This is a genomic window from Micromonospora sp. MA102, from assembly GCF_025460765.1.
GTDB classification, from domain to species: domain Bacteria; phylum Actinomycetota; class Actinomycetes; order Mycobacteriales; family Micromonosporaceae; genus Micromonospora; species Micromonospora halotolerans.
In genome coordinates this window covers 46434-60386 of the sequence record NZ_JAMWEG010000027.1, presented here as the reverse complement: position 1 = coordinate 60386, position 13953 = coordinate 46434, and the positions used below count along the sequence as shown (strand labels likewise).

Annotated in this window: 12 protein-coding genes and 1 pseudogene; 8 read left to right on the top strand and 5 right to left on the bottom strand. The window is 73.4% G+C overall.

Translation table 11 applies throughout. From position 1 onward, the window contains the following. Positions 1 to 27: 27 nt before the first annotated feature. The 4 genes from NFX44_RS31945 to NFX44_RS31930 form a co-directional block, all read right to left on the bottom strand. Positions 28 to 1095, bottom strand: a complete 1068-nt coding sequence (locus tag NFX44_RS31945) for an NADH:flavin oxidoreductase/NADH oxidase (protein ID WP_262287321.1) — start codon at positions 1093 to 1095, stop codon at positions 28 to 30. Positions 1096 to 1156: 61 nt separating this feature from the next. After that, entirely contained in the window at positions 1157 to 2437 is a 1281-nt protein-coding gene (locus tag NFX44_RS31940; RefSeq protein ID WP_262287325.1) for a dicarboxylate/amino acid:cation symporter, read from the bottom strand. Between the two features lie 205 nt (positions 2438 to 2642). Further along, on the bottom strand, positions 2643 to 3278 hold the full coding sequence (locus NFX44_RS31935; RefSeq protein WP_262287320.1) for a DUF998 domain-containing protein: 636 nt from the start codon (positions 3276 to 3278) through the stop codon (positions 2643 to 2645). Further along, positions 3271 to 4236: a glutathione S-transferase family protein gene (locus tag NFX44_RS31930; RefSeq protein WP_262287319.1), complete on the bottom strand. Its 966-nt coding sequence runs from the start codon at positions 4234 to 4236 to the stop codon at positions 3271 to 3273. The genes NFX44_RS31935 and NFX44_RS31930 overlap by 8 nt, the downstream gene beginning before the upstream one ends. 109 nt (positions 4237 to 4345) lie before the next feature. Here NFX44_RS31930 and pcaF point away from each other — a divergent pair, with 109 nt between their 5' ends. The 6 genes and pseudogenes from pcaF to NFX44_RS31900 all read left to right on the top strand — a co-directional run bounded on the left by pcaF (position 4346) and on the right by NFX44_RS31900 (position 11926). Then, positions 4346 to 5551 (top strand): 3-oxoadipyl-CoA thiolase, encoded by a 1206-nt coding sequence (pcaF, locus tag NFX44_RS31925; protein ID WP_262287318.1) that lies wholly within the window; start codon positions 4346 to 4348, stop codon positions 5549 to 5551. Between the two features lie 136 nt (positions 5552 to 5687). Next, on the top strand, positions 5688 to 6506 hold the full coding sequence (locus NFX44_RS31920; protein ID WP_262287317.1) for an SAM-dependent methyltransferase: 819 nt from the start codon (positions 5688 to 5690) through the stop codon (positions 6504 to 6506). A gap of 6 nt (positions 6507 to 6512) precedes the next feature. Further along, a pseudogene (locus NFX44_RS31915) lies at positions 6513 to 8654 on the top strand (putative bifunctional diguanylate cyclase/phosphodiesterase); the annotation flags it as partial. Between the two features lie 113 nt (positions 8655 to 8767). Beyond that, entirely contained in the window at positions 8768 to 9268 is a 501-nt protein-coding gene (locus tag NFX44_RS31910; RefSeq protein WP_262287316.1) for a DUF456 domain-containing protein, read from the top strand. A gap of 48 nt (positions 9269 to 9316) precedes the next feature. Beyond that, positions 9317 to 10063 carry an MBL fold metallo-hydrolase gene (locus NFX44_RS31905; RefSeq protein WP_262287315.1) on the top strand — a complete coding sequence of 249 codons (747 nt, stop codon included), beginning with the start codon at positions 9317 to 9319 and terminating at the stop codon, positions 10061 to 10063. A 285-nt stretch (positions 10064 to 10348) separates the two neighbouring features. Further along, positions 10349 to 11926, top strand: coding sequence for an amino acid permease (locus tag NFX44_RS31900; protein WP_262287314.1), 1578 nt, complete (start codon positions 10349 to 10351; stop codon positions 11924 to 11926). A gap of 136 nt (positions 11927 to 12062) precedes the next feature. On the opposite strand, the gene NFX44_RS31895 is transcribed toward NFX44_RS31900, so the two are convergent. Next, positions 12063 to 12557, bottom strand: coding sequence for a DinB family protein (locus NFX44_RS31895; protein WP_315974657.1), 495 nt, complete (start codon positions 12555 to 12557; stop codon positions 12063 to 12065). A gap of 97 nt (positions 12558 to 12654) precedes the next feature. Between NFX44_RS31895 and NFX44_RS31890 the strand changes: the two genes are divergently transcribed. Continuing rightward, positions 12655 to 12807 carry a hypothetical protein gene (locus NFX44_RS31890; RefSeq protein ID WP_262287312.1) on the top strand — a complete coding sequence of 51 codons (153 nt, stop codon included), beginning with the start codon at positions 12655 to 12657 and terminating at the stop codon, positions 12805 to 12807. A gap of 102 nt (positions 12808 to 12909) precedes the next feature. After that, positions 12910 to 13950 (top strand): DUF418 domain-containing protein, encoded by a 1041-nt coding sequence (locus NFX44_RS31885; protein WP_262287311.1) that lies wholly within the window; start codon positions 12910 to 12912, stop codon positions 13948 to 13950. The last annotated feature ends 3 nt before the right edge of the window (positions 13951 to 13953 follow it).

Sequence of the window (13953 nt, the reverse complement as noted above, 5' to 3'; positions counted from 1 at the left end):
GGGGGCGGGTGGTGGGTGGTGGGCGGGTTAGAAGGCGCGGGTGTACTGGTGGGGCCAGGTGGGGGGCTGGGTCAGTTTGGCGGCGGCGCGGTGCGGCCAGTACGGGTCGCGGAGGAGTTCGCGGCCGAGGAGGACCAGGTCGGCCTCGCCGGCCGCAACGATCTGCTCGGCCTGCTCAGGCTCCACGATCAGGCCGACGGCGCCGGTCGGCACGCCCGCGTCGCGGCGGATGCGGGCCGCGAGGGGCACCTGGTAGCCGGGGCCGACCGGGATGCTCGCCCGGGCGGCGGCGCCGCCGGAGGAGGTGTCCACCAGGTCGACGCCGGCGGCGGCCAGCTCGCCGGCGAGCACCACGCTGTCCTCTACGGTCCAGCCGCCGTCCACCCAGTCGGTGGCGGAGATCCGGGTGAGCACCGGCACGGCCTCGCCGACCGCGGCGCGGACCGCCCGGGCCACCTCCAGGGTCAGGCGCATCCGGCCAGCGCGGTCGCCGCCGTAGCCGTCGGTGCGGTGGTTGGTGAGCGGGGAGAGGAACTCGTGCAGCAGGTAGCCGTGCGCGGCGTGGATCTCCACGGCGGCGAAGCCGGCGTCGAGGGCCCGGCGGGCGGCGGTGGCGAACGCCTCGACCACCCCGGCGATGCCGGCCTCGTCGAGCGCGGTGGGGGTGCGGTAGTCCGGCAGGAACGGCTCGGCGCCGGGGCCGACCGGGCTCCAGCCGCCCTCGGCGTCCGGGACGCCGCCCCGGCGCTCGGCCCACGGCCGGTACGTGGACGCCTTGAACCCGGCGTGCGCGAGCTGCACGGCCGGCACCGACCCCTGCGCGGTGATGAACGCGGTGATCGGCCGCCACGCCTCGGCGTGCGCGTCGGACCAGAGCCCGGTGTCCTGGGGGCTGATCCGGCCCTCGGGGACCACGGCGGTCGCCTCGGTGATGATCAGTCCGGCGCCGCCGACCGCGCGGGAGCCGAGGTGGACGCGGTGCCAGTCGGTGGGCAGGCCGTCCGGCCCGGCGCTGTACTGGCACATGGGGGCGAGCGCCACCCGGTTGGGCAGGGTGACGCCGCGCAGGGTGAGCGGGGTGAACAGGGCACTCATACGGTCATCCTTCAACAGGCGTCGGGGGGAGGGCCGAAGCCCTCCCCCCGAGATCGGATGCTCAGGCGGCCACGGGGGTGAGCTGCTCACTCTCCGGAGCGTCGATGAGGTCGCGCTTGCCCGCCGACTCGTACGCGGCCCGGTCCAGGGTGCCCTCGCGGGCGGCCACGACGGTCGGCACCAGGGCCTGGCCGGCCACGTTGGTGGCGGTGCGGATCATGTCCAGGATCGGGTCGATGGCCAGCAGCAGGCCGGCGCCGGCCAGCGGCAGGCCCAGCGTGCTGAGGGTCAGGGTGAGCATGACGATCGCGCCGGTCAGGCCGGCCGTGGCGGCGGAGCCGACGACCGAGACGAAGGCGATCAGCAGGTAGTCGGTGACGCCCAGGTGCACCCCGAAGACCTGCGCCACGAAGATCGCGGCGAGGGCCGGGTAGATGGCCGCGCAGCCGTCCATCTTCGTGGTGGCGCCGAACGGCACGGCGAAGGAGGCGTACTCGCGGGGGACGCCGAGGCGCTCGACCGAGCGCTGGGTCACCGGCATGGTGCCCACCGAGGAGCGGGACACGAAGGCCAGCTCGATGGCGGGCCAGGCGCCGGCGAAGAACCGCAGCGGGTTGAGCCGGCCGGCGGCGATGAGCACCACCGGGTAGACCACGAACAGCACGATGGCGCAGCCGACGTAGACGGCGCTGGTGAACTTCGCGAGCGGGGCCAGCAGGTCCCAGCCGTACGAGGCGACGGCGTTGCCGATGAGGCCGAGGGTGCCGATCGGGGCGAGCCGGATGACCCACCAGAGCGCCTTCTGCACGATGGCCAGCACCGAGCGGTTGAGGCTGACGAACGGTTCGGCGGCCTCACCGATGAGCAGCGCGGCGGCGCCGATGACCAGGGCGAGGAAGACGATCTGGAGGACGTTGCCCTCGACGAACGCGCCGACCGGGTTGGTGGGCACGATGCCGGTGAGGAAGTCCGTCCAGGAGCCGGTCTTCTTCGGCGCGGCGGCCCCGGCCAGGTCGAGGGTGACGCCCTTGCCCGGGTTGGTGAGCAGGCCGAGGCCGATGCCGATCCCGACCGAGACCAGCGCGGTGATGCCGAACCAGAGCAGCGTCTTGAGCGCCAGCCGGGCGGCGTTGGCCACGCCGCGCAGGCTGACCACGCTGACCACGATGGCGGTGAAGACCAGCGGCGGCACGGCCAGCTTGAGCAGCTGGACGAAGAGGCCGCCGACGGTGTCGAGGGTGCTGGTCAGCCAGGCGAGGTCGTTGGCGCGGGCGAGGAAGCCGAGCGCCACGCCGAGGACGAGGCCGAGCAGGATCTGCACGGAAAAGGGGATCTTGCGCAGGGCGGAAGCCATGGGGATCTGTCCAAGGTCTGGTGGAGGGTGAACGGGGCAGCGTCAGGAGAGCGGCTGCGCCGGACAGATGCCGCTGGCCTGCAGTCGGAGGTCGACGTACAGGCGCACGGTGAGGTGCCAGACATTGGTCATCGCCTGCCGACGCTACTCCCAGGCGGCTCCCAGCTGGAAGGAGCGATGGGCGTGACGATCCTTACAGGGGCGGTTCCGGTCGGCGGTGCGCCAGGCCCAGCACCGCCGCGGTGGCCAGACCCCACGCGGCGGCCACGGCGAGCAGCAGCCGCTCCAGCACCCCGACCAGGCCGCCGCGCCCGACCAGCAGCATCGCCAGCCCGACCGCCCCGGACAGCGGCAGCGCCAGGGCCGCGCCCACGCCGGCGACCCGGCGCAGCGCCCGCCCCGCCGCCGGCTGCAGGACCACCGCCAGCATGGCGAAGACCACGGCGGCGGTGGCCCCGATGCTCGCGCCGCCGTGCACCAGGTCGGCCACCGTGGCGGCCTCGAACGGCGGCAGCGGGCAGCCGGTGGAGCAGGTCACCGCCCCGGAGAGCGCCGTGCCGGCCGCGCCGGCCACGAGCAGCCCGGCCGCGGCCCGCAGCGCCGGTGGCAGCGCCGCGGCGAGCAGCAGCAGCGCCGCCGCCAGGGCGAACACCCCGATCCGGTACGCCCCGGCGTACGCGCTGTCGGCGACGCCGGCCTCGCTGACGTACCCGGTCAGGCCCGGGCCGGGACCGGCGGCCACGGCGACCGTCACGGCGACCGCACCGGCCACGACGCAGCCGGCGGCGGCGGACGCGGCGGCGGCCCGGAGGACGCCGGGGTCAGCCACGCCCGTGCGGCGTGGTCCAGCCGGACAGGTCGGGACCGAGCGGCACGATCCGGGTCGGGTTGATCATCTCGTGGGTGGCGTAGTAGTGCCGCTTGATGTGGTCGAAGTCGACCGTCTCGCCGAACCCCGGCGTCTGGAACAGGTCCCGGGCGTACGCCCAGAGCACCGGCATCTCGGTCAGCTTCTGCCGGTTGCACTTGAAGTGCCCGTGGTACGCCACGTCGAAGCGGACAAGCGTGGTGAACAGCCGCACGTCGGCCTCGGTGATCCGCTCGCCCATCAGGTAGCGCTGCCCGGACAGCCGCTCCGACAGCGCGTCCAGCCGGGCGAACAGCGCCGTGTACGCCTCGTCGTAGGCCTCCTGCGAGGTGGCGAAGCCGCACCGGTAGACACCGTTGTTGACGTCCCGGTGGATCTCCGCCATGAGCGCGTCCATCCCGGGCCGCAGCTCGACCGGGTAGAGATCCGGCGCGCCCGGCTTGTGGAACCGCCGCCACTCGGTGGAGAAGTCGAGGGTGAGCTGCGGGTAGTCGTTGGTGACCACCCGGCCGGTCAGCGTGTCGACCAGCGCCGGCACGGTCACCCGGCCGGTGTAGTCGGGGTCGGTGGCCAGGTACGCGTCGCTGAGGAACCCGATGCCGAGCACCGGGTCGAAGCCGTCCTGGTCGAGGCTGAACCGCCAGCCCCGCTCGTCCCGGATCGGGTCGACCGTGCCCAGCGAGATCACCTCGTCGAGCCCGAGGAGGCCGCGCACGATCCGGGCCCGGTGCGCCCACGGGCAGGCCCGGCACCAGACCAGCCGGTAGCGGCCCGCCTCCAACGGCCAGCGGCCCTGGTCGTCGGGGCCGCCGCCCTCCGGGGAGGTGGAGTGCGGGGTGACCCGACCGGTGAACCGGTTGGGCTGGCGGACGAACGCGCCGCCGCCGGCGGTCTCTGCGCTGAACTGGGCCCGGGCCATGCGGCCAACCTATCCGTTCCGGGCGTGGATATCCTGGCGCCGGGCGTCCCCGCGACCCGGCGGGCGACCCCTCACCACCCCCGTCCACCCCCCGAAGGACTGAGCGCCGATGACCGTCGCATACCTCGTGGCCGGTGTCCGCACCCCGATCGGCCGGTACGCCGGCGCCCTCGCCGGGGTCCGCCCCGACGACCTGGCCGCGCACGTGATCCGCGAGATGGTCGCCCGCCACCCCTCGGTGGACTGGGCCCGCACCGACGACGTGATCCTGGGCTGCGCCAACCAGGCGGGCGAGGACAACCGCAACGTGGCCCGGATGGCGGCGCTGCTCGGCGGGCTGCCGGAGGAGGTGCCGGGCAGCACGGTCAACCGGCTCTGCGGCTCCGGCCTGGACGCCCTCGCCACCGCCGCCCGCGCCGTCGTGGCCGGGGAAGCCGACCTGCTGGTGGCCGGCGGGGTGGAAAGCATGAGCCGGGCGCCGTTCGTGATGCCGAAGGCGACCACCCCGTACGCCCGCACCGCCGAGGTGTACGACACCACCATCGGCTGGCGGCTGGTGAACCCGCTCATGAAGAAGGGCTGGGGCATCGACTCGATGCCGGAGACGGCCGAGAACGTCGCCGCGGACTTCGGCGTCGACCGGGCCGCGCAGGACGAGTTCGCGTTCCGCTCCCAGCAGCGGGCCGCCAAGGCGCAGGCCGACGGCCGGCTGGCCGAGGAGATCGTGCCGGTGACCGTGCCGGCCGGCAAGCGGGAGACGAAGCTGGTCGAGGTCGACGAGCACCCGCGGGAGACCTCGCTGGAGAAGCTCGCCGCGCTGCCCACCCCGTTCCGCGAGGGCGGCACGGTGACCGCCGGCAACTCCTCCGGCGTGAACGACGGCGCGGTCGCCCTGCTGGTCGCCTCCGCGGCGGCCGTCGAGCGCTACGGCCTCACCCCGCTGGCCCGGGTACGCGGGGCGGCGGCGGCCGGCGTACCGCCGCGGGTCATGGGCATCGGGCCGGTTCCGGCCACCCGCAAGCTGCTCGACCGGCAGGGCCTCGGCCTGGCCGACCTCGACGTGATCGAGCTGAACGAGGCGTTCGCCGCCCAGTCGGTGGCGGTGCTGCGCGAGCTGGGGTTGCCCGAGGACGCCGAGCACGTCAACCCGAACGGCGGGGCCATCGCGCTCGGCCACCCGCTCGGCGCCAGCGGCGCCCGGCTGGCCCTCACCGCCGCGCTGGAGCTGCGCCGCCGGGGCGGCCGGCGGGCCCTGGCGACCATGTGCATCGGCGTCGGGCAGGGCATCTCGCTGCTGCTGGAGTCGGCGGGCTGACGGCGGCCGGGCCCACGGTCGAAAGTGGATCTCCCGTTCGCGGGTGTGCCCGCCTAGAGTGGTGTGGACCACACCATGCCGCGGGTCGGCCCGGTCGCCGGGCTGCCCGCGCGGCGACGACCTGGGGGACCGAGCGATGCAGACGCCGGACGGACTTCCCGCCGAGATCGACCTGAGCCGGCCCAGCGCCGCCCGGGTCTACGACTACTTCCTCGGCGGCGCGCACAACTTCGAGATCGACCGGCAGCTCGCCGAGCAGATCGCCGCCATGACGCCGAACCTGGCGGCCACCATGCGTTCCGGGCGGGAGTTCCTGCGCCGGGCCGTCCGGGTGCTGCTCGACGCCGGCATCGACCAGTTCCTCGACATCGGCTCGGGGATCCCCACGGTCGGCAACGTGCACGAGGTGGCCCAGGCGGCCAACCCGGAGGCCCGGATCGTGTACGTCGACATCGACCCGGTCGCCGTGGCGCACAGCCGGGAGCTGCTCGCGGGCAACGAGCGGGCCACCGCGCTGCTGGCCGACCTGCGGGAGCCGAAGCTGATCCTCGACCAGGCCCGGGCCAGCGGCCTGATCGACTTCGAGCGCCCGGTCGGCATCCTGCTCGCCGGGGTGGTGCACTTCATCCCCGACGAGGACCGGCCGGGCGACATCCTGGCCACCCTGCGGGCCGCCGCGGCGCCCGGCAGCTTCCTGGTCATCTCGCACTCGACCTTCGAGGACCAGCCGCAGGAGATGCTCGACGCGCAGCGGTTGTCGGCGCGTACCGCCACCGAGATCACCCTGCGCTCGCGCGCCGAGATCACCGGCTTCTTCGGCGACTGGACGGTGCTCGAACCGGGCGTCGTGCACATGCCGCTGTGGCGGCCCGACTCGCCGTCCGACGTGGACGAGCACCCCGAGCGGTTCGGGGCGTTCGGCGGCGTCGCCCGGCACGACCGGACGGCCGGCTGACCCGACATGCGCGCCCCGGACCCCGACGGGGGCGACCTCAGCCGGCCGGGCGCCGTGGCGTACGCCGCCGAGTGGGCCCGGTCGGTGCGGCGCATCGGGTTCGTCCCGCTGAGCGCCGCCGAGACCGAGCGGCTGCTGCTCGTGCACACCGTCCGCCTCGGTCGGGCGCTGCTCGCCCCGACGTTCTCCGCCCAGCCGGCGGAGGACGTCGGGCGGGCCCTGGTCGAGGCGCACCTCACCGAGCCGGGGGTGCTCGACTGGTCGGTGCGGGCGCTCGGCGACCGCTTCCTGTCCTGGGTGCTGCCCGCCCAGGTGGAGCTGCCGGAGGTGCGGGAGCGGATCGCGGCCATGCAGGGCGCGTTCGCCGCCGGTTTCGGCCGGGCGCTGCGCGACCGGGTGTTCAGCCAGCAGGAGCGGATCGCCCGTTCGGCCTGGCAGGCCCGGGACGCGGTGGAGCAGGCGCTCCGGGACAGTGAGGCGCGGTTCCGCGCGGTCTTCACCGGCGCGGCGATCGGCATCGGCATCGCCGGTGTGGACGGGCGGATCATCGAGGTCAACCAGTCCTTCGCCGACATGCTCGGCTACACCGCCGCCGAGCTGCGGGAGCTGACCGTCGACGGGCTGTTCCACCCCGACGACGCCGCCGGCATGTGGGAGCTGTACCAGGAGCTGGTCGAGGGCAAGCGGGACAGCGTCCGGGTGGAGAAGCGCTACCACCGCAAGGACAGCAGCGTGGTCTGGACCGACCTGGCCGTCTCGCTGATCCGCCACGACGACGGCCGCCCCCGGTTCACCGTGGCGATGATCGAGGACATCACCGAGCGCTACCAGCTCCAGCAGCGGCTGCGCTTCCAGGCGCTGCACGACCCGCTCACCGGCCTGCCCAACCGGACGCTCTTCTTCGAGACGCTCGGGCAGGTGTTCGACACCGCCGGGGCGGAGCAGCGGGTCGGGCTCTGCTTCATCGACCTGGACGGCTTCAAGGCGATCAACGACAGCCTCGGCCACGACCTGGGCGACCGGCTGCTCAAGGTGATCGCCCGCCGGCTGGCCGACTGCGTGTCGGGTCGCGGCCACCTGGTGGCCCGGATGGGCGGCGACGAGTTCGTCATCCTGGTCGACTCCGACGGCGGCCTCGACGACGCGGTGGAGGTTGCCGAGCTGGCCCTGGCCGCCGTCTCCGCCCCGGTGCACGTCGGCGACCAGCAGCTGGCCGTGTCGGCCAGCATCGGCATCGTCGAGTGCCCGGCCGCCGAGACCAGCGTCTCCGACCTGATGAAGGCCGCCGACACCACGCTCTACTGGGCCAAGGCCGAGGGGCGGGGTCGCTGGGCGGTGTACGACCCGGAGCGCAGCGCCGCCGACATCGCCCGGTCGGCGCTGGCCTCCAACCTGCCCGCCGCGCTGGACCGGGGCGAGTTCGTGCTGCACTACCAGCCGATCGTCTCGCTGGTCGACGGCGCCATGGTGGCGGTGGAGGCGCTGGTCCGCTGGCAGCACCCGGAGCTGGGGCTGCTCCCGCCGGACCGGTTCATCGGGCTGGCCGAGGAGACCGGCCTGATCGTCCGGCTCGGCGCCTGGGTGCTCCGCCAGGCGTGCCGGGACGCCGAGAGCTGGCGGCGGGCGTACCCGGAGGCGCGGCTCATGGTCAACGTCAACCTGGCCGCCCGGCAGGCCGACGACCCGGGCATCGTGGAGACCGTCGCCGAGGCGTTGCAGCACACCGGGCTCCCCGCCGAGCTGCTGCAACTGGAGCTGACCGAGAGCGCCGTGATGGGCACCGCCGGGGAGCCGCTGCGCGCCCTGCACCAGCTCGCTGACCTCGGGATCCGGCTGGCCATCGACGACTTCGGCACCGGCTACTCGAACCTGGCGTACCTGCGGCGGCTGCCGATCCACTGCCTGAAGCTGGCCGGCCCGTTCGTCGAGGGGATCCGGGGCGACGGGGCGGACGTCGTCGCCGACCACCGCGACGAGCGGATCGTGGACGCGCTGGTCCGGCTGGCCCACGCGCTGGAGCTGTGGGTGACCGCCGAGGCGGTGGAGACCGAGGAGCAGGCCGAGCGGCTGCGGTCGCTGCGCTGCGACACCGGGCAGGGCCGCTGGTTCGGCTCCCCGATGCCCGCGGCCGACATCCGCGCCCGCCTGGCTGACACGGAAGGGCCCCTGCCCGACGCCTCCGGCGGCGGAGGGTTCCCTTCTCACCTGCCGGAACAGCGAACGGGGCGGGCGCGGCTCCGCGCGGCCGGGGAGGAGACGCGGTGAGCCTGAGCGATTCGCAGGCGGTGGTGTCGGTGGTGGCCGCGCTGGCCATCCTGGCCGGGCTGGCCGGGGTGCTGGTGCCCGGGCTGCCGGCGCTGCCGCTCTGCTGGGGCGGCGTGCTGGTGTGGGCGCTCTTCGGCGACGCCGGGCCGGGCCGCTGGGCGGTGCTGGCCGCCGCCACCGTGGTCGCCGTAGGCGGCGGCGTGGTCAAGTACCTCTGGCCGGGGCGGAACCTGAAGCGGACCGGGGTGCCCACCTCGTCGCTGCTGGCCGGCGGGCTGCTCGGCCTGGTCGGCTTCTTCGTCATACCGGTGATCGGCCTGCCGATCGGCTTCGTCGGCGGGATCTGGGGCGCCGAACGGCTGCGGCTGGGCAGCAACCAGCTCGCCTGGCCGGCGACCATGCAGGCGCTCAAGGCGGCCGGCCTGTCCATGCTCGTCGAGTTCCTGGCCGGGCTCGTCATCGCCGTGCTCTGGGTGGCCGGGCTGCTGTTCGCCTGACCGGCCCGGGACAGCGTTCCGCCGCTTCCGGCGGTTAGGGTCGCAACCGTGCGGATCACCGTCCTCGGTGGGCTCGGCGCCTGGCCCACCGCCGAGCAGTCGTGCTCCGGCTTCCTGGTCGAACACGCGGGCTTCCGACTGCTGATCGACCCCGGGTACGCGACCCTGCAACCGCTGCTGGCGCGGGTCCCCGCGGCGCAGGTCGACGCCGTGTACGTCAGCCACGGCCACCCGGACCACTGCGCCGACCTGCAACCGCTGCTGCGGGCCCGGGTGCTCGCCGACCGGGCCGGTCCGCCGCTGCCCGTGTACGCGCCCGCCGGGGCGCTGGACCGCCTGCTCGCCGTCGACGAGCCGGGCCTGGTCGACGGGGCGTACCGGTTGTCGGCTCTCATGCCGGGAGAGGCGTTCGATCTCGGTCCGTTCCGGGTGGACACCTGGTCGCTCCCGCACTGGTTGCCCAACCTCGGCGCCCGGTTCACGGGCCGGGACGCGGTGCTGGCCTACACCGGGGACACCGGGAGCAGCCCGGACCTCGTCGAGCTGGCCCGGGACGCCGACCTGCTCATCGCCGAGTCGACGTATCCGGTGGAGATTCCCGACCGGCACGTCGGCAACCTGTCCAGCGCCGCCGAGGTGGGCCGGTACGCGGCCGCGGCGGGGGCGCGGCGCGTGCTGCTCACCCACCTGTGGCCCGGGACCGATCCGGCGGAGGCGGTCGCGGCGGCGCGGCGCGGGTACGCCGGGCCGGTGGACGTGGCCGTGCCGGGCCTGGTGCACCGGGTCGGGAGGTAGGGCGACGGCGCGGGCGTCCGGGGGTACGGCGAACCGCCGTACTTCAGTGAGAGAGAGGTGGACGCCGCGCGCCGCCGCGGGCCGGGCGGTGCCGAGCGCCCGGCGGCCGGCCCGTCGCGATCGGGCCTGGTCACGGGCTCAAGGATGCCCCGGAACGAGCCGGTGCGGCAACGCAATTAGCCGTGCCGGCCGTGAGATTCCCACGCCTGCCGTATTGACCGCCTTGATCGGCGGGATCACACTTTGCCCACTCGCACCGGGGAATCCACCTCGAGGAGGTGTGCAGTGGCCACGACGCCCGCGCCGACCGCCGAGCAACCGATGGACGACGACGCCCGACGGCTCGCCGAGCTCGGCTACAAACAGGAGCTGCACCGCAAGTGGAGCGGCTTCTCCAACTTCGCCATCTCGTTCTCGATCATCTCGATCCTGGCCGGCTGTTTCACCACCTTCGGCCAGGCGTGGAACAACGGCGGTCCGGTGGCCATCTCCTGGGGCTGGCCGCTGATCTCACTGTTCATCCTGATCATCGGCTTCTGCATGGCCGAGCTGGTGTCGGCCTACCCGACGGCCGGCGGCATCTACTGGTGGGCCGCCACCATGGGCCGGCCGGTGCACGGCTGGTTCACCGGCTGGCTCAACCTGATCGGCCTGGTGGCCGTGACCGCCTCGGTCGACTACGGCTGCGCCACCTTCCTCAACCTGACCCTCTCGGCGCTCTTCGACGGCTGGGCCGGCACGGCACACCAGACCTTCGGCCTGTTCGTGGTGATCCTCGCCCTGCACGGGCTCATCAACATCTACGGGCACCACATCATCGACGTACTCCAGAACGTCTCGGTCTGGTGGCACGTGGCCGGCGCGGCCGCGGTGGTGCTCATCCTGCTGCTGGTCCCGGACGACCACCAGAGCTTCAAGTTCGTCTTCACCGAGCGGTTCAACAACTCCGGCTTCGGCGACGGCGACACCGGCGGGCTCACCTTCTGGTTCTACGTGCTGCCGTTGGGCTTCCTGCTCACCCAGTACACGATCACCGGCTTCGACGCCTGCGCGCACGTCTCGGAGGAGACCCGCGGCGCCTCGAAGGCCGCCGCGCAGGGCCTCTGGCGGTCGATCTTCTACTCGGCGGTCGGCGGCTGGATCCTGCTGCTCGCCTTCCTCTTCGCGGCCACCGACGTGGACGCGATCAACTCCGCCGGCGGCTTCTCCGGGGCCATCTTCGAGTCCGCGCTGACCCCGTTCTTCTTCAAGGCCGTCATCATCATCTCCACCATCGGCCAGTTCTTCTGCGGGATGAGCTGCGTGACCTCGATGTCCCGGATGGCGTACGCGTTCAGCCGGGACCGCGCGGTGCCGGGCTGGCGGCTCTGGTCGCGGGTGAACCGCAACGGCACCCCGGTCAACGCGATCATCGCGGCCACCCTGGCCGGCCTGGTGCTCACCCTGCCCGCGCTCTACCAGAAGGCCGGCGTGCCGGTCGCCTTCTACGCGGTGGTCTCGGTCGCGGTGATCGGCCTGTACCTGTCGTTCCTCATCCCGATCTTCCTGCGCCTGCGGATGGGGGACCGGTTCGTCCCCGGCCCGTGGACGCTGGGCCGGCGGTACAAGCTGCTCGGCTGGATCGCGGTGATCGAGATCGCGATCATCAGTGTCTACTTCGTGCTGCCGATCGTGCCGGCCGGCGTGCCCGGCAACGCGGACTTCACCTGGACGGCCGTGAACTACGCCCCGCTCGCCATCGGCGGGGTGCTGCTCGGCGTGGCCGTCTGGTGGTACGCCTCGGCCCGGAAGTGGTTCACCGGCCCCCGCCGCACCGTCGACGTGCCGGAACAGCGCCACGCGCCGGCCGACGAACCGGCCTGATCCCTCCCCGCCGGCGCCGGATCACCCCGGCGCCGGCGGGGAGCACCGGCGGCCGGGGCTGCCGCGGCCCGGCCGGGAACCGGACGACGACCGGGTCGCGGAACCGGGGTCGCCACCGCGCCGGCGATGCCCGGGATCAGCGGCCGGTGACGCCGTCGACGAGTTCCCGCAGGATGTCGGCGTGCCCCGCGTGCCGGACGGTCTCGCTCGTCATGTGGGCGAGTACCCAGCGAAGGGTGACCGGCCCGTCGTTGACCGGTTGAACGGTGCGGGCGTCGAGACCGCCGGCGGCGCGGATGTGCCCGTCGCTCTCGGCGATCGCCGTGCGGTAGGCGGCGATGACCTGATCCGCTGACCGGTCCGGGGCGACCACCATGTCGAAGTCGACATCGGCGTGCCGTCGGTCGCCGGCCAGCGTGTAGCCGAACCAGTAGCGCTCGGCGTCGGTCAGGTGCTGCACCAGCCCCAGCAGCGTCGTGTCGGACACGACCAGGCGTCGTCGCAGTTGCTCGTCGTCCAGCCCGGCGACCTTCTTCAGGACGCAGGAGCGGGCGAAGGACAGGAATGCCACCGCGGTATCCATCTCGCCGCCGTCGTTGAGGGGCACACGTTCGCGTTGTGACTCGAGCATGGGCCCGACCCTACGTTCCGGCCGGGCCCGGCGGCCCATTCCCGGGTCGGCCTTGGAGGACGGGACCGCGCCCGTCGTAGCCGAGGGTGTCGCCCACGTGCACCGCAGCGGGTTCCCCGTCGACGTCGTCGCGGCGTTCGCCGACAAGTACGGGGGATGGGACGTCACGGAGCGGGTCGCTCAGGAGGGCGACCGGGTGTTGCTGGAGATCCCGGTCCGACGGTGGCTGCTCGCGGGCCTCGCTCAGTGATCCGCGGCACGGGCTGAGGAATGGCCGAAAGTACGACGGCTGGGGCGCCGGCGTGAACTTGTGGCCGAGGGGCCGGGACGGTCGCTCGGCGAGGCTCTGGGCATGTCATGGAACGGTGTAAGAGACGTCGGCACCATCGAGGGCGGTCGGCCGCCGTCCGCCGTGCCCCGGGCGCGGCAGCGCATCGTGGCGCTCGATGTGCTCCGGGGCTTCGCCCTGTGTGGGATTCTGCTGGCGAACGTGAAGCCGATCGCCCACCGCGGCGGCGAACTCGGCACCGCGCAGCGACCGGAGACGACCGCGGCGACGGTGCTGCACCTGCTGGTCGACCAGCGGTTCTTTCCGATCTTCTCGGTGCTGTTCGGCGTCGGGTTCGCGCTCCTGCTGGAGTCGGCGCGAGCGCGGGCCCGGCAACCGCGAGTGGTGCTGCTGCGCCGGATGCTGGCGTTGCTGGCCGTGGGCCTTGTCCACTTCCTGCTGTTGTGGAAGGGCGACATCCTGACCGTGTACGCGGTGGTCGGCATGCTGGTCCTGCTGCCCTCCACGTGGCTGCCGCGTCGTGTGGTGGCGATCGCCGCCGGGGTGCTCATCGTGGTGTCGGTGGCGCTGTTCGGCGGCTGGTACTCGATGATTCCCGGTCTGTTCCTGCTCGGTTCGGCACTGACCCGGTACGGGGTGGTCGGACGGATCGGCTCGGGTCCGCGTACCACTGCCCTGTCGGGGTTGGTCTTCGCTCTTGCGGCCGTGCCCGTGACGGTGCTCCAGTTGCGCGCGGACAGCACCGCGGTGGGGATCGCCTATCCGGCGGCCGGGTTGCTGACCGCCGGTGCCTACGTGTGCGGGCTGGTGCTGCTGCTCGGGACGCGGCTGGCCGGGCCGTTGACCGCCGTGTTCCGGCCGCTGGGACGGATGGCGCTGACGAACTACCTGACCGCGACGGTCCTCGTGCTGGCGATCTCCGGTGTGGTCGGCGGCGCGGACCGCTGGCCGGTCGGCGGGGTGGTCTTGGTCGCCGTCGCGGTCCTCGTCGTGCAGTGGGGCTGGTCGGTAGTCTGGCTGCGCCGGTGCCACCAGGGGCCGGTCGAGTGGCTGTGGCGGTGGGTGACGTGGTGGCAGCGGCCGCCGCTGCGGCGTTCCCGATGACCA